At 38.9% G+C, this 16,032-nt stretch carries 17 protein-coding genes; 16 read left to right on the top strand and 1 reads right to left on the bottom strand.

Annotated features, from left to right (window positions below):
* The first annotated feature begins 52 nt into the window (after positions 1 to 52).
* The 11 genes from rnpA to DESME_RS15225 all read left to right on the top strand — a co-directional run bounded on the left by rnpA (position 53) and on the right by DESME_RS15225 (position 9,546).
* A complete protein-coding gene (gene rnpA / locus DESME_RS15275) occupies positions 53 to 388 on the top strand; it encodes a ribonuclease P protein component (RefSeq protein WP_006717710.1) in 336 nt (111 codons plus the stop codon).
* Between the two features lie 28 nt (positions 389 to 416).
* The gene (gene yidD, locus DESME_RS15270; protein ID WP_025248855.1) at positions 417 to 623 is read left to right on the top strand and encodes a membrane protein insertion efficiency factor YidD; all 207 of its coding nucleotides are present in this window, start codon (positions 417 to 419) and stop codon (positions 621 to 623) included.
* A gap of 11 nt (positions 624 to 634) precedes the next feature.
* On the top strand, positions 635 to 1,348 hold the full coding sequence (locus DESME_RS15265) for a YidC/Oxa1 family membrane protein insertase (protein WP_006717711.1): 714 nt from the start codon (positions 635 to 637) through the stop codon (positions 1,346 to 1,348).
* Between the two features lie 29 nt (positions 1,349 to 1,377).
* Positions 1,378 to 2,016 (top strand): RNA-binding cell elongation regulator Jag/EloR, encoded by a 639-nt coding sequence (jag, locus tag DESME_RS15260; protein ID WP_006717713.1) that lies wholly within the window; start codon positions 1,378 to 1,380, stop codon positions 2,014 to 2,016.
* 53 nt (positions 2,017 to 2,069) lie between these two features.
* Positions 2,070 to 3,431 carry a tRNA uridine-5-carboxymethylaminomethyl(34) synthesis GTPase MnmE gene (gene mnmE, locus DESME_RS15255; protein WP_006717715.1) on the top strand — a complete coding sequence of 454 codons (1,362 nt, stop codon included), beginning with the start codon at positions 2,070 to 2,072 and terminating at the stop codon, positions 3,429 to 3,431.
* An 8-nt stretch (positions 3,432 to 3,439) separates the two neighbouring features.
* Entirely contained in the window at positions 3,440 to 5,353 is a 1,914-nt protein-coding gene (gene mnmG, locus DESME_RS15250) for a tRNA uridine-5-carboxymethylaminomethyl(34) synthesis enzyme MnmG (RefSeq protein WP_006717717.1), read from the top strand.
* Entirely contained in the window at positions 5,343 to 6,059 is a 717-nt protein-coding gene (rsmG, locus tag DESME_RS15245; RefSeq protein ID WP_006717718.1) for a 16S rRNA (guanine(527)-N(7))-methyltransferase RsmG, read from the top strand. Before mnmG ends, rsmG begins: the two co-directional genes overlap by 11 nt.
* A gap of 242 nt (positions 6,060 to 6,301) precedes the next feature.
* The gene (locus DESME_RS15240; protein ID WP_006717720.1) at positions 6,302 to 7,063 is read left to right on the top strand and encodes a ParA family protein; all 762 of its coding nucleotides are present in this window, start codon (positions 6,302 to 6,304) and stop codon (positions 7,061 to 7,063) included.
* Positions 7,056 to 7,904, top strand: coding sequence for a ParB/RepB/Spo0J family partition protein (locus DESME_RS15235; protein ID WP_006717722.1), 849 nt, complete (start codon positions 7,056 to 7,058; stop codon positions 7,902 to 7,904). Before DESME_RS15240 ends, DESME_RS15235 begins: the two co-directional genes overlap by 8 nt.
* Before the next feature lie 399 nt (positions 7,905 to 8,303).
* Positions 8,304 to 9,005 carry a DUF554 domain-containing protein gene (locus tag DESME_RS15230; RefSeq protein WP_006717724.1) on the top strand — a complete coding sequence of 234 codons (702 nt, stop codon included), beginning with the start codon at positions 8,304 to 8,306 and terminating at the stop codon, positions 9,003 to 9,005.
* Positions 9,006 to 9,045: 40 nt separating this feature from the next.
* Positions 9,046 to 9,546 (top strand): DUF4446 family protein, encoded by a 501-nt coding sequence (locus DESME_RS15225; RefSeq protein ID WP_006717726.1) that lies wholly within the window; start codon positions 9,046 to 9,048, stop codon positions 9,544 to 9,546.
* Between the two features lie 9 nt (positions 9,547 to 9,555).
* Here the strand turns inward: DESME_RS15225 and yyaC are convergent, their stop codons facing one another.
* Entirely contained in the window at positions 9,556 to 10,122 is a 567-nt protein-coding gene (yyaC, locus tag DESME_RS15220; RefSeq protein WP_006717728.1) for a spore protease YyaC, read from the bottom strand.
* A gap of 110 nt (positions 10,123 to 10,232) precedes the next feature.
* Here yyaC and DESME_RS15215 point away from each other — a divergent pair, with 110 nt between their 5' ends.
* From DESME_RS15215 to DESME_RS15195, 5 genes are all read left to right on the top strand, one after another.
* Positions 10,233 to 11,264 (top strand): YkvI family membrane protein, encoded by a 1,032-nt coding sequence (locus tag DESME_RS15215; RefSeq protein WP_006717729.1) that lies wholly within the window; start codon positions 10,233 to 10,235, stop codon positions 11,262 to 11,264.
* 88 nt (positions 11,265 to 11,352) lie between these two features.
* Positions 11,353 to 11,745 (top strand): tetratricopeptide repeat protein, encoded by a 393-nt coding sequence (locus DESME_RS15210; RefSeq protein ID WP_006717731.1) that lies wholly within the window; start codon positions 11,353 to 11,355, stop codon positions 11,743 to 11,745.
* Between the two features lie 21 nt (positions 11,746 to 11,766).
* Complete coding sequence (selB, locus tag DESME_RS15205; RefSeq protein WP_006717732.1) at positions 11,767 to 13,665, top strand: selenocysteine-specific translation elongation factor; 1,899 nt, start codon at positions 11,767 to 11,769, stop codon at positions 13,663 to 13,665.
* Between the two features lie 148 nt (positions 13,666 to 13,813).
* The gene (locus DESME_RS15200; protein ID WP_006717734.1) at positions 13,814 to 14,989 is read left to right on the top strand and encodes an ABC transporter substrate-binding protein; all 1,176 of its coding nucleotides are present in this window, start codon (positions 13,814 to 13,816) and stop codon (positions 14,987 to 14,989) included.
* Between the two features lie 153 nt (positions 14,990 to 15,142).
* Positions 15,143 to 16,030 (top strand): branched-chain amino acid ABC transporter permease, encoded by an 888-nt coding sequence (locus tag DESME_RS15195; protein ID WP_006717736.1) that lies wholly within the window; start codon positions 15,143 to 15,145, stop codon positions 16,028 to 16,030.
* Positions 16,031 to 16,032 lie beyond the last annotated feature (2 nt).

Raw genomic sequence — 16,032 nt, 5'->3', positions numbered from 1 at the left:
ATATTTAAATAAAGGGGTAAGATAATAATTACCATTAAATAATGGAGGAACTATGCTCACGCAAAATCTGCGGTTAAGACATAAAAAAGATTACAATTTAGTTTTTGCCCAGGGAAAAAGTTTCTCCAATCGTTATGTTGTTTTATATATTATGGAGGACACAAAATCAAAGTATGGTTTTATCGCTTCTAAAAAAGTTGGAAATGCTGTTCAACGAAACCGAGCAAAACGCTTAATGAGAGAAGTCATTCGTAGAAATATGTCTGAAATTAAACCCAATCTTGAAATAATTTGTATTGCACGGGCAAATATTAAAGGAGTTTCATATTGGGAAGTTGAAAAGAGTTGTTTGAATACCCTTAAAAAAGCAAAAGCTTTATTATCATAGAAATTTGTAAAAAGTTAGAGTGAATGTTGTGAAGAAGATATTAATTGGCATAATCCGGTTTTACCAAAAGTTTATTTCTCCTTTAAAACCGCCTTCTTGCCGTTTTTATCCGACATGTTCGGAATATGCGATTCAATCATTAAGAAAATATGGAGTTATTAAAGGAGGATGGAAGTCCATTGTCCGGATTTCTAAATGTCATCCTTTTCATCCAGGAGGTCATGATCCAGTTTAAGGAGGGTTTTTGTGAATATATTTGTTCAGTGGATGACGAGCCTTTTAAAGTGGTTATATAGTTTAACATCATTTATTGGAATACCAAGTTATGGGATTGCAATCATTCTCTTAACTATTATTATTAAGTCGGTAATTTATCCTTTGACATGGAAACAAATGGCTTCAATGCGCAAAACTGCTGATTTGCAACCCAAAATGCAAGAGATTCAAAAAAAATATAAGAGTGATCCTGAGACTATGAATGCTAAAGTTATGGAGCTCTATAAAGAAAATAATGTAAATCCAGCATCTGGATGTTTACCCCTCGTTATTCAACTTCCGATTTTTTGGGCATTGTATAGTTCATTATCACATTTTGGTAACTATATTTCAGATCCAAGCCAAGCACAGTTTCTTTGGTTTGATTTAACGATGAAAGGTTCGTTAAGTGATCCAACTTCGTTTATTCTACCGGTATTATCGGCCGCAAGTACTTTTTTACAAACTAAAATTTCTACGGCTACATCTGCTGCTTCTGCGGGAACGGGTGATAAAAACGCTGCTGCGATGGCTTCTACACAAAAATCAATGTTATACATTATGCCATTTTTCATGGGGTATATTACTTACACGGTTCCATCGGGACTCGGTTTGTATTTTGTTGTTATGAATGTTGTTTCTATATTTCAACAGCTTTATATCAATCGCAAGTTAGATAGTGAAAAAGAGAAAGCTGCTGCTTAAGGTGCGGAGGAACGTGAGGGAGGATTTCCATGAGGATAGCTGAGAAAACAGGAAAAACTGTGGAAGACGCTATTGAAGCTTGTCTTACGGAATTAGGGGTTAAACGCGATCAAACATCTATTGAAGTCTTAGAAGAACCTACAAAGAAAGGGCTTTTTGGATTATTAGGAACCCGTTTAGCAAAGGTTAGAGTATCTTACGAAGATAATCCGGGTGTTCTTGCTTGTCAGTTTCTAGAGAAAGTATGTTTATCTATGGGGGTTCAGGCTGAATTCATTGCAGATGAAAGAGAGAAGCAGTGGTTTGTCAATATTACAGGTTCTGAGTTAGGAATCCTAATTGGGCGACGTGGTGATACGTTAGAAGCTTTACAATTTCTTACGAATTTAGCGATATCTAAAAAAATGTCTGAAAAGATTAGAATTATCGTTGATGTCGAGGGATATAGGCAGAGACGTGAAGAAACATTGGTTCGTTTAGCCAAACGTTTATCTGAGAGAGTAAAAAGGACAGGAAATCGGGTTGTTTTAGAACCGATGAATCCTCATGAACGTAGGATAATCCATACAGCGCTTCAAGATGATACGCGAATTTCCACGTTTAGCGAAGGAGAAGATCCCAACCGACGGGTTGTAATTTCTCTCAAAAGATCAAAAGAAATTTCTTGAGGGGCTTATGTAGCCCCTTTTTTTTACATTTATAATTATTGGGAGCGATTTGAGTGGATGATACAATTGTCGCCTTGGCGACTTCCTTTGGTGAAGCGAGCATTCATGTTATAAGACTAAGCGGACCTAAGGCTATTGAAATTATTAATTTTTGTTTTTTACCTAAAAATAAGGTGCGTTGGGAACGGCAGGAAAATTATACGTTATATTTGGGAAATTTTCGTGATGGGGATAGAGTAATTGATGAAGTCCTGATTAGCAGAATGCATGCACCACATTCTTTTACAGGGGAAGATATAATTGAAATAAGTTGTCATGGTGGCTTATTTGTAGCTCAAAAAGTTATCGAAACGTGTTTGAAAAAAGGTGCTCGTCTAGCGGAAGCAGGAGAGTTTACAAAGAGAGCTTTTCTCAATGGTAAATTAGATCTTGTTCAAGCTGAGGCAATTATTGATTTGATTTCAGCTAAAAACGAAAGGTCGGTTGATTTGGCACTTTCCCAGTTGGAAGGTGGGCTATCAGCTAAATTTTTAACTTTAAGGGAAACTGTTTTAGGAACCTTAGCGTTTATTGAAGCGGGAATTGATTTTCCAGAAGATGATGTTGAAGAACTCGATCGAGAAGCTTTAAGTATCCGTTTAGAACGTGGCATTAAACAAGCTGAGGATTTACTTCAAGGGAGTAAGACTGGTAAAATTTTACGTGAAGGTTTATTGACAGTGATTGTCGGTCAGCCTAATGTGGGTAAGTCAAGTCTTTTAAATGCATTAATACAAGAAGAGCGTGCTATTGTCACCGATATACCAGGGACTACTCGTGATGAGATACGTGAGTCGGTTAATATTGGCGGGATTCTCTTACAACTTGTGGATACTGCAGGAATAAGGAAAAGCCTTGATCCTATCGAAAAAATAGGTATTGAGCGGACATGGAAGGCTGTTGAAAAAGCTGAGCTTATTCTTTTGATTATCCAGGCAGGAAAAGAGTTATCTTCGGAAGAACAAAAAATCATTGAACTGTATTCTGAACGAGTTATCGTTTTAATGAATAAAGTTGAGCTATTGAATAATTATCCTCAAATATGTCGTTTTAAAAATGAGGTGTGGCTTCCTTTCTCCGTTCAGAAGGAGATTGGATTCGATGCGTTAGAGGAAGAAGTTAGGAAACGTGTTTATCAGGGGATTAGTGAAGAATCAAAGGAACCCTTGTTGTCCAATATTCGTCAGATATCAGCGCTAAGACAAGGTTTAGAAGGGTTGAAAAATGCGCGTACGAGTTTGGAAGCGGGAATACCTTGGGATATCCTTTCAATTGATGTGCGTCAAGCTTTAGAAGATTTATCCGAGATTACGGGGCAAAATGTTCAAGAGTCACTTTTAGAGGATATTTTTACAAGATTTTGCATAGGAAAGTAGGTTGGGACGTGGAATATCAGGCAGGTAGCTATGATGTAATTGTTGTGGGTGCAGGTCATGCTGGGTGTGAAGCTGCATTAGCCGCTGCGCGTCTAGGGTGTGAAACTTTACTTGTTACTTTAAATTTAGATTCAATTGCCCATATGCCCTGTAACCCATCTTTAGGGGGTCCGGCAAAGGGGCATTTAGTCCGTGAAATTGACGCCTTGGGTGGGCAAATGGGTATTGTTGGTGATGAGACGTCCTTACAAGTACGGATGCTTAACACGGGAAAAGGGCCAGCGGTTCATGCCTTAAGAGTTCAATCAGATAAGCAAGCCTATGCTCATCGTATGAGAGATGTTCTTTTGGCACAGCCTCGGTTAACTATTATCCAAGCCCTTGTTGAAAACATTAAGGTTGAGGAGGGTCAACTTACAGGAGTAGTCACTCGAACGGGAGCCTATTTTAAGGCAAATAATGTGGTACTTACAAGTGGCACGTATCTTCGAGGCCGAATTATTATTGGGCCAACAAAATATGAAGGGGGTCCCAATGGTCAACAAACTGCTGTGAATTTGTCACAAGGGTTGAAAGATCAAGGAATAGAACTTGGCCGTTTTAAAACGGGTACTCCTCCAAGAATTCATCGTCGCTCAGTCGATTTTAGTCAATTTAAAATTCAACCTGGCGATGATATTCCCTGGAGATATTCTTTTATGCCCACTAAAAGTATTTTCTGGGGTAGAGATCCTCAAAAACAGGTGCCCTGTTGGTTAGGGTATACTACACTACAAACTCACGAGATTATTAGGGATAATTTATATCGTGCTCCGCTTTATTCGGGTGAAATCGAGGGCATTGGACCTCGTTATTGCCCTTCGATTGAAGATAAAGTCGTTCGTTTTGCGGATCGATCTGCTCATCAGATTTTTCTAGAGCCAGAAGGTTGGAATAGTGACGAACTCTATGTCGCAGGTCTTTCAACAAGTATGCCCGAGGATGTCCAATATGAAATTTTACGAAGTATTCCTGGGTTAGAGAAGGTAAAGCTTTTAAGGCCGGGGTACGCTATTGAGTATGATTATGTTAAACCTCATCAGCTTTCCTTAAGTTTGGAAGTTAGAAAACTTCCTGGGCTCTTTACGGCTGGACAGCTGAATGGAACTTCTGGTTATGAAGAAGCAGCAGCTCAAGGTTTGTTAGCCGGGATCAATGCGGCCTTAAGGGCAAAAGAAAAAGATCCTTTTATTATTCGGCGTTCTGAAGGATATTTAGGTGTACTTGTAGATGACTTAGTCAATAAAGGGGTCAAAGAACCCTATCGTTTGCTGACTTCGCGAGCGGAGTATCGTCTCGTTCTTAGACAAGATAATGCAGATTTGCGTTTGACTGATAGAGGTCGGCAAATTGGCTTGGTGGATGATGAGCGTTGGCAGCGATTTGATCAAAAACGTGAAGAACTTGAAAAAGTGAAAACATTATGGCATGAAACTGTTTTCTCACCTCTTAATCAAGAATTCCAAGAGCTTTTAAGTTCAGTTCATTCAACTCCTGCCAAAGGTGGACTTAGTGCTGAAGAACTAATTCGTCGTCCAGAAGTATCGGTTCAAGAGTTAAAAAAATTAATCTCTAGTCTTATAGATTATGAAGAGGAAGTGCTTCAAGAGGCAGAGATCGAAACAAAGTATGCAGGCTATATTGATAAGCAGAGGGTTGAAATTGAGAAGTTTGCAAAGATGGAAGAACGCCTCCTCCCTTTAAATATTCAATATGACGAGGTTTTGGGATTATCGACAGAGGGAAGACAGCGTTTGAAGGAAGTCTATCCTGTTAATCTCGGTCAGGCTTCGCGAATTACGGGAGTAACACCAGCTGATATCTCAGTTTTGATGGTTTACCTAGAGCAAAGACGCCGGGGAGTGAAGAACGATGCTTCCTGAACACCTTTCTTCTTTTAAAGAACTCGTTAGTACGAAAATCGGAATAAATCTTACTGAAATTCAATTGATGCAGTTTTCTTTGTATGGAGACCTTTTAGTTGAATGGAACGAAAAAATGAATTTAACGAGTATTATTGATCCGGAAGAGATTATGGTTAAACATTTCTTGGACTCTTTAACATTAACCCAATGGGTTCAGGGAAATATGGTTGCTGATATTGGTACCGGAGCTGGTTTTCCAGGAATCCCTCTCAAAATAATCTTTCCAGATAAATTTTTTTCATTGGTAGACTCGTTAGCAAAACGTTTAGATTTTTTGCAGGAAGTTATTTTAAAACTTGGTCTAGAGCAGGTTGAACCTATTCATGCTCGTGCAGAGGATTTTGGAAGTGATACTCAATATCGTGGTCAGTATGATACGGTTGTTTCACGTGCAGTTGCACGTTTACCCGTTTTGTTAGAGTATGCTATCCCTGCATTACGAGTAGGCGGAGTTTTTTTAGCAGCCAAAGGGAGTCAAGCAGAGGAAGAAGTCAAGGAATCTTCCAAAGCACTCGGTATCCTAGGTGCACAGATAAAGGATGTTAAGATGTTTAATCTCGGGCAGAGCGCAGAATATCGTTCGATTATTATTATCGAAAAGATGAAGGAAACGCCTCGACAATATCCTAGGAAAGCAGGTACTCCTGCAAAAAAACCACTTTAACCGATTTGTCTTTTTCCTTTTCTTATGAAGCACGATTAGTGAAGGTTTACTAATTGTGCTCTTGTTTTTTTATGCGGGTTTGACTTGGCCGGGTAAATCAATTTAGCTATTGGCTGCATTATCGTTTACAATAGCAAGTTTTCTATAGATATATCTAGTTTTATGAGTTGTGATTTGATAGTATAGAAGTTAAGGTATTTTACTAGATGAATTCTATGAATACTGAGAGAGGGGGGATACTTTTGACCAAAATAATGACTATTGCTAATCAAAAGGGTGGAGTTGCTAAGACCACTACGGCAGTGAATTTAAGTGCTTGTTTAGCTGAGCTAGGTAATAAGGTTCTACTTCTTGATCTGGATCCTCAAGGAAATGCGACAAGCGGTTATGGTATTAATAAGGAAAAGTTAAAATATTGTATTTATGATGTTTTAATTAATGATGTACCTCTTGAGAAGATTTTATTAAAAACTGAGGTAAAAAATTTATGGGTTGCTCCTGCTAGGATTGAGCTAGCTGGTGCAGAAATTGAACTTGTCAATATAGACGAACGTGATAAAAAGTTAGATCGCGCATTAAAAGGTACACGTGAGAATTTTGATTTTGTGATCATTGACTGTCCACCTTCTTTAGGTTTGTTGACGTTAAATGCACTTGGCGCAGCAACTGATATTTTGATTCCAATTCAGTGTGAATACTATGCACTCGAGGGGTTGACTCTTTTAATGAGCACCCTAGAAAGGGTTAAAAAAGGTCTAAATCCTAATCTAAACACATTGGGTGTTCTACTAACGATGTTTGATGCACGCACTAATCTTTCAATTCAAGTTGTAGATGAAGTTAAAAAGTATTTTCGAAATAAAGTATTTAGAACGATTGTTCCACGAAATGTAAGATTAAGTGAAGCGCCTAGTCATGGTAAACCTATTGTTCTCTATGATCCGAAATCAAGAGGTGCAGAAGTATATCGAGATTTAGCAGAGGAGGTGCTCGAGCGTGTCTAAAAAAGCTTTGGGTAGAGGACTAAGCGCACTGATCTCTGAAGATCCCATCCTTACAGATACGGGTGTCCGACAGATTAGTATGGATAAGATTTCACCGAATCCGGATCAACCTCGTAAAGATTTCGATTCTGAATCTTTAATTGAGCTTGCAGACTCAATCAGAATTCACGGTTTATTACAGCCTATTCTGGTTAAGCCAGCTGGGGATAATTATCTAATTGTTGCAGGAGAAAGGCGATTCCGTGCTGCGCAGTCAATTGAGATGGAAGAAATCCCTTGTATAGTTCATGAATGCAGTGAGCAGGAAATGGCTGAGCGCGCATTAGTAGAAAATATTCAAAGATCTGATCTTTCACCGGTTGAAGAAGGATTAGCCTATGCTCGTTTAATGCAGGAGTATGGATTAACGCAAGAACAGATCGCTGTCAGAGTTGGTAAAGCGAGAACTACTGTGACAAATTTATTAAGAGTTATCCAGTTACCTGAACGAATTTTACAGCTTATAAGGGAAGAAAAACTATCTTTAGGTCATGCTAAGGTGTTGCTTGGAATTAAAGATAGTTCTCTTCAAGTTTTATGTGCTGAAAAAGCGGCACGAGAATCTATTTCTGTACGTGACTTAGAATTGCTTCTATTTAAAATGACGGATAGCCCTAAAACGGTGCACGAGAATAAGAAAAGCGTCAATTTATTTGCACCTGTAGAAGATAAATTGAGATCCTCTTTTCAAACAAAAGTAAGATTAAAAGGGGATTCTAATCGAGGTAAGATTGAGATTGAATTCTTTTCCGAAGAGGAACTGAATAGACTTCTTGAACTCTGGCATATCGAAATTGAATAGTTATTATCATACATTGAGACGTAGCATTTTATAGTTTGTACAATCTGAGTTTTGAAGTTTTGAAATGTTCCACGTGGAACATTTATTTTTTACTTGTAGTGTGTACGCACATCTTTTAACTGTGTTGATTACTTATTATATTTTTTCTATTTCATATTTTATTGTTTTAACTTGCCTTATCATATTTTATCATATTTTATTTTATTTTATTTAATCTACTTCTTCCTAAAGAATTATAGAGGTAAAACAGTTGTGTTACGCTTTTTGTGATTATAAGTTTTTCTAGTAACACTCAATGTTCCACGTGGAACGTCCATTTTTATTGAAATGATGCTCTAATCGAGTTCAACTACAATAGTGTTCCACGTGGAACACAAAGCAGAGAAGGTAGGTTTAGATGTGTTAGGAACCATTGTCAATTCAATAGCTATTTTAGTGGGTGGATTATTAGGGATTCTCTTCGGAAATGCAATTTCTGAAAGAATGAAGAAAACGGTGATACAAGGACTCGGATTAGCAATTATACTAATTGGGATAAGCATGGCTCTTCAAACAAAAAACACTTTGATTGTTATTGCAAGTCTAGTCATAGGAGGGGTAATCGGAGAGTGGATCGATATTGAGAAGCGGCTCGAACAATTTGGCCAATGGCTAGAGAAAATTTTAGGAAGAGAAAATACTAAAAGTAACTTTACCAAGGCCTTTGTTTCTTCAAGTCTTATCTTTTGTGTTGGTGCAATGGCTATTATGGGTTCCTTAGAAAGCGGTTTAAAGGGCATTCATGATATTTTATTTGCTAAAGCTATGTTAGACGGTATTTCAGCGATCGTTTTCGCTTCTTCAATGGGAATTGGTGTCATCGCGTCAGTAATCCCCGTCTTTTTATATCAAGGCGGAATCACCTTAGCAGCAGGATTTCTTCAAGGAGTTTTATCAACTCCTGTAATTACGGAAATGAGCTCTACTGGTGGTTTACTGATTATTGGAATTGGATTAACGATTCTTGAAATTAAAGAGATTAAAGTGGGAAATCTATTACCAGGTATTTTTGTAGCTATACCGTTGACTCTGATTTTTAGTTACTTTAATCTAGGTGTCTGAGATAAATCTAAAATTGAGTTTTGATAGGAGGATAAAGATAATGGATTATATAAGTAATGTTCCAATTTATGGGTGGATTGTTCTAGGCGTCGGCATACTTGCAGTTATTCCTTACTTCTATATATATTCCTTACGAAAACAATTGAAAAAATTTAAGGAAGCACATGTAGCATTACAATCATTTATGAATGGAAAAACACTAGATCAACTTCTGGAAAGATACATAAAAGAAGTTGAAAATACGGAAAAGCAAATGGAAAACCAGAATTTACGTCTTATCAAAGTAGAAGAGAAATTACGTAAATCCGTTGACCGCGCTGAATTAGTTCGCTTTAATGCATTTGATAATATGGGAAGTGATTTGAGTTTTGCCCTCGCCTTGCTTAATCAAGAGGGTAATGGAGTTGTACTTTCTTCAATTAATAGTCGTGAAGAGTCACGTGTGTATGCAAAACCGGTCACTGAGGGTCAATCAACCTATCATTTATCGAATGAGGAAAAACAAGCTCTTGAAAAAGCTCAAAATACATTGCACGTTTAAGGTGGAAATTTAAATACGAGAACGGATATAAGCCTTAGAAAGTACGTCACTCATCGTCTCTGCCATTTTCCAAACTAAATTTAGACGCGTATTTTGAAGAACCATATATTCCATAAAACCACCGACATTGACGACTCCGGTCAAATGGGCCTCCCCGACTGAGGGGAGGTCTTTATGTACGCCTGCTCCAGGTTTTAATGGGCCATTAGTTAAAGTTAGATGTCCGACAGAATCCATTTTGCCTAGACATGCATCGATAGCTAGAATATAGGGATTATTGTACGAACACTTAATATACGCAAGGTTTTCTGCGAGGTTAGTTGCATGTACAGGGTGATCAAGTGTACCTAGGACATTTAACTGTGGGAGACCTAGTCGGCTAAGATAAGTGCCTGTTAATGGACCTAGAGAATCTCCTGTTGAACGATCTGTGCCAATACATAAAATGATAGGAGGCCGTTGATGAGAGGCAGAGAAGAGATCTGTTAACTTATCTACGAGATGATTTGTGGCTAATTTATCATCAAAATGAGCTTTGATTTTTTGCTGTTCAGTAAGTACTGAAAGAAGGCTCATCGAATACCTCCTAAGTCAAAATCCTATTCTTCTAAATTATTACCTTCTGTCTGCTTATTTATGCATGATAAATAAGAAAAAGCCATATTCATGAGGCAGGAGGGGATTTAATGAATTGGAAAATAGCATTTCAGGTAGCTGCAACCTATGTGGGAGCAGTCATGGGAGCTGGCTTCGCTTCAGGCCAAGAAATTCAGCAGTTCTTTGCAAATTTTGGATATTGGGGAATATTGGGAATAGTTTTAAGCGCATGTCTCTTTGCAGCATTAGGTTGGATTATGATTGATCTTCAGGAAAGGTGGCGAGTGTCTACATACTCTGATTTTTTCAAAATGCTACTTGGTGTAAAATGGGGACCGCGTTTTGATATACTCGTCAGCATCTTATTGCTTGTGGGCATGATAGCAATGATGTCTGGTGCAGGCGCTTTATTTAATCAATACTTTGGTTTACGTGCTTGGATAGGAATTTTTTTGACTGCAATTGTGATATTCTTAGCACTGTGGTTCAAAGGGGAAGGTGTACTTTGGATTAACAGTGTTCTTATTCCTCTTAAATTTCTTTTCTGTTTGGGAATTGCTTTTCTTGCTATTTCATTTGGAGTTCAAGGAGATGGTGAAGGGGTCGTCAATTCTGTTAATCCTTTAATTCAGAACTGGGCTTTTTCAGCAATACTTTATGTTTCCTTTAACTTGACATTAGCATTGGTTGTCTTTGCCTCCCTCGGAAAAGAAATACAAAAGCCAGGGGCAAAGTTAGGCGCCCTTCTTGGAGGGGTTGCTTTAGGATTATTCGCAGGGGTTATTGGTGGAGCGCTACTTCGGTTTCCGGAAGTTAAAGCCTTAGAAATTCCTATGGTTGCTGTCGCAGGAAAACTAGGAGAATGGCCAGCCTTTTTCTATGTTGTCGTTCTATGGTTGGCAATGATTACAGCAGCAATCGGTAATGCTTTTAGTTTAGTGACTCGAATTATGGATATCGGAAAAATTGATTATCGTATAGCTATTTTATTTTTGCTTCTTTTAGCCTCTCCTTTAGCCGGAGTTAAATTCTCTCTTATCGTGAAGCTGGTCTATCCCATTTTTGGTTATATGGGACTTGTCTTTTTGCCCCTCATATTTTGGAGATGGTACAAACGGTAAACTTGATAATTCAGCCCTTGCTGGTTAGATCTATTTTGGATAAGATATCCATAGTGATTGATTTTCGTTGTAAGCGAGGAAGAATTCTATGAATCAAGAATATGAAAAGGGGTTGCAATTTTATCTGTCTGGACAGTATCGTGAAGCAGAACGGGCTTTTTTAGAATCAATTCATACAGATCCAAACCATGCTTTGAGTTATAATAAACTGGGCTTGGTTTATATAAAGATGGGAAGTTATACGAAAGCTAAAACATACTTTAATGAGGCATTAGTACATAATCCAAGGCTAGTTCATTCGTGGAATAATCTGGGTAATTTGGCCCGCCATGAAAACAAGCTTGAAGAAGCTAGAGAATTCTATAGTAAAGCTTTGGAGCTTGAACCGAATAATCCGATTCCTAAGCGAAATTTAATTCAAGTTGAAAAACAGTTAAAAATAAACCCAGTACGTTTCTTCCGCAAGTTTTGGAAAAAATAAAAATGGACAAGGGGTCACAGTATGGATGATAGACATTATTTAATAGGAACTGCAGGGCATGTTGATCACGGTAAAACCGAACTTATTCGTGCATTGACAGGGATCGAAACGGATCGGCTTAAAGAAGAAAAGCAAAGAGGAATTTCTATTGAATTAGGATTTGCTTCTTTAGATCTCCCCAGCGGACGCAAAGTCGGAATTATTGACGTTCCCGGTCATGAGCGGTTTATCCGACAAATGTTAGCTGGAGCAACCGGAATGGATGGGGTTCTTCTTGTCATTGCTGCAGACGAGGGGATTATGCCTCAAACTCGTGAGCATCTGGATATTCTAACCTTACTAGGAGTATCTCAGGGAATTGTGGTCATTAATAAGATCGACCTAGTGGATGACGAATGGCTTGAGCTGCTTCAAGAGGAAGTCCGTGAGGGCTTAAAAGGGACATTATTTGTTAATGCTCCAGTCTATTTGGTTTCTTCTCATACAGGCTCAGGAATATCAGAATTAAAAATAGGCATAGATCAATTGCTAAGCGATGCAGAGAGTAAAACCGCTACTGGACCTATCCGCTTACCCCTTGATCGTGTTTTTAGTATTCAAGGTTTTGGAACTGTTGTGACGGGGACTCTCCATAACGGAATAATACGTTTAGGGCAAGAATTGGCTATAGAGCCGGTTCATAAATTAAGCAAGGTCAGGTCCCTTCAAGTTCATAATGAAAAGGTTGAAAGCGCCTTCGCAGGCCAAAGGGTAGCCGTAAATCTTGCAGGTGTTAATGTTAATGAAGTTGAAAAAGGGGCAGAGGTAATAACACCTGGGGCGTATCCTGTCGGGAATATTTTGGATATAAAGCTTAAAAATTTATCCTCTATGGATAAATCGATCAGCCAACGACAAAGGGTACGTTTTCATATCGGAACAATTGAAGCACTTGGAAGAATACATCTTTTGGAGCATGAAGAACTTCTTCCCGGTCAGGAGGGTTATGCCCAAATTCTTCTCGAAGAGCCAGTCGTAGCAACAGCGGAGGATCGTTTTGTAATTCGATTTTATTCACCTGCTTTTACAATCGGTGGTGGTAAAATCCTGGGAGTTTCAGAATATAAAAGAAAGCGTTTTAAAGAAAGTGATTTAGCGCAACTGAGAGTAAAAGATCAGGGGGACCCCTTGGTCCTACTTGAACGGGTATTGCAAGAACCACACACTGCTCAAGAACTTCAGGGTTCTTTTCATTGGGGAGAAACAGAGATTCAAGAGAGATTGGATCAATTAGAAGGCTCAGATCGCATTGAAATCTGGAAGGACGAAAACAATCCGTTATATTGGGCAAAGGGAGCTGCAGAATACTGGCGTGAACAAGTGGATCAGATTGTCTTATCCAACCAAAAAGAATTCCCTCTACGAGGGGGAATTAGCCGTGAGGAATTAAAGGGCAAACTTGGGGTTAAATGGACTCAACGACGCTGGCAGAACATTTTGGAACGGGGTGCTGAAAAAGGCTACTACCGCGTAATGGGAAGCAGGGTGGGCTCTAATCATGACCTTAAACTACCTGAAGCATTAGGCCATAAGGTGGATTGCTTAAAGCAGCGATGGAAGAATGCAGGACTGATGCCTCCAGAACTAGAAGAAGGGGCAAAAGAATGTGGAATTAATAAAGGGGATAGTTTAGAATTTGCGAGTTACTTGGTGGAACAAGGAGAGTGGATGTCGATCACAGGATTGTATTTTAATCGTGAGGCTGTAGTTCTTGCCCAAAAAGCGTTAATTGATTTGCTAGAACAGAATAAGGAAGTCGCAGTCGGTGACGTAAGAGAACTCTGGGGAACTTCACGAAAATATACTGTTCCGCTTCTTGAATACTTTGATCAACATAAGGTGACGAAACGGTTAGGAGATAAACGAGTTCTTAACCGCTAATGCGGGTATATATAGCGTATCAATTTATACTAAGACAGTTTTAGTCATTGACAGCTTGATATATAAAATATAAAATTAAAAATAAACTAAAAATGGAATCATATTTAGGAAATTATTAAAAATTTAATCGTTGAGGGGGAAAACTTGGATGAAAAAGATCTTTACAATGGCAACAGTCGCAGTATTGAGTTTATCTTTGCTTGCGGGCTGTGGCACATCAGGCGGAGCAACGGGTAGCGGAGCAGGTAATGGTGGAGAAATTAAAATTGGAGGTCTCTTTGAGCAAACAGGTGGAGCGGCTCAGTATGGGACAGCTGGTTTAAATGGCGCACAACTTGCGATTGATCAACAAAATGCCAAAGGTGGCGTATTAGGCAAACAGATTAAACTGGTTACAGCAGATAATAAATCTGAGCCAGGTGAATCGACAGCTCAAGCAACACGCCTTGTAACTTCTGAAAAGGTTGTTGGAATGCTTGGACCGATGACAACCAAAACACTTAAAGCGATTATCCCTATTGTCACCCAAAATAAAGTACCGCTTGTTACTCCATCGGGTACAGCTTCAGACTTAACAGTTGCAAATGGAAAATTGAATCAATGGATCTTTAGAGCCTGCTTTATTGATGATTTCCAAGGAAATGTTGGTGCAACGTTTGCAACAGAAAAATTGCAAGCTAAGAAAGCTGCTATTATTATTGATACCAATGGAGATTATGCAAAAGGATTAGCTAAGGCTTTTGAAGATACCTTTACAAAAGCTGGCGGACAGATTGTAGCTAAAGAAAATTATGTTGCTGGGGATAAAGCGTTCCAACCAATTTTAGGACGCATTAAAGCTCAAAATCCTGATCTCATCTATGTTCCAGGGTATTATAATGAAGTGGGTTTGATCGTTAAGCAAGCCCGCGAATTGGGAATTACGGTACCTATGTTAGGTGGAGATGGTTGGAATGGAGACGAAACGACTAAGATTGCTGGAGCAAACAATATGACGAATGTCTACTATTCAGACCATGTTGCGATGGATGATCCTGGTCTTGTTGAATTTGCTAAGCAATATCAAACTAAGTATAATATTGCGCCTACTGGTTTTTCAGCTTTAGGATATGATGCTGCAACGATGCTGATTAAGGGCATTGAAGCTGCAGGAAGCACCGATCCTGATAAAGTTCGTACAGCTCTTGAAAGCATTAAAGACTTAAAAGGTGTTTCCGGGAACATCACTGTTGATCCTGCGACACACAATCCAAATAAGAGTGCTGTAATGTTACAATTTAAAGATGGCAAGTGGGCTTTTGCAAGCAGAATTGATTCAAAATAAATTGACTGTTTTAGTTGTTAGCCCAAAGTAACTTTTACTTCGTTAATTCAGATGAGAAGGAATACGGAGGGGGCATCGCCCCCTCCTAATTCTGTCCTGTACTAAAATAAATTTTCTTGAAATCTGTTCTATATTTTAGAAAGGAGTGAGCGCATGGTCAGTTTTCAGCAATTCATTCAGCTTATAGTGAACGGAATTTCCTTAGGAAGTATTTATGCATTAATGGCTTTGGGCTATACAATGGTTTATGGAATTATTCAATTAATCAACTTTGCACATGGCGATATTTTGATGATCGGGGCCTATATTGGTTGGTTTACAATTACTAAATTGCATTGGTCGTTTATTCCTTCGCTTTTAGTATCCATGGTGGGCTCTGCAATTCTCGGGGTTTTGATTGAACGCATTGCCTATAAACCTTTACGCAATTCCACAAGGATTGCTGCCCTTATTACGGCAATTGGCGTTTCATTTTTCCTTGAATATGGGGGAATGCTTCTATTCGGTCCCCAAGTAAGAACTTATCCTCCGGTTTTACCAGAGACAATTTATAATATTGGAGGAATTTCTTTTAAATACGGTGATGTTGTGATGCTTGTGACTTCGGTTATTCTCATGGTTCTTCTCCAGGTCATAGTGAGGTATACAAAAGTGGGTAAAGCAATGCGCGCTGTTTCCCTTGATCAGGATGCTGCTTTACTCATGGGGATAAACGTGAATAATACTATTTCCGCAACTTTTGCTATTGGCTCGGGGTTAGCCGCTGCAGCAGGTGTGCTTTTTGGTGTTTACTTTAACCAAATCGATCCACTAATGGGGGTTATGCCAGGCTTAAAGGCCTTCATTGCCGCAGTACTAGGCGGGATCGGGCTTATTCCAGGAGCTATGGCTGGAGGATTAATTTTAGGGTTGATAGAGACCTTAGTCTCGGGACTAGGGGGTTCAATGTGGCGGGATGCCGCAGCTTTCTTAATCTTAATTCTTGTGCTTATCGTTAAACCTGCGGGGATCTTTGGCAAAAATGTACGCGAGAAAGTGTAGGT

The sequence above is a fragment of the Desulfitobacterium metallireducens DSM 15288 genome, assembly GCF_000231405.2.
Classification (GTDB): Bacteria; Bacillota; Desulfitobacteriia; order Desulfitobacteriales; family Desulfitobacteriaceae; genus Desulfitobacterium_A; species Desulfitobacterium_A metallireducens.
This window is presented reverse-complemented; position numbering and strand designations above follow the sequence as displayed.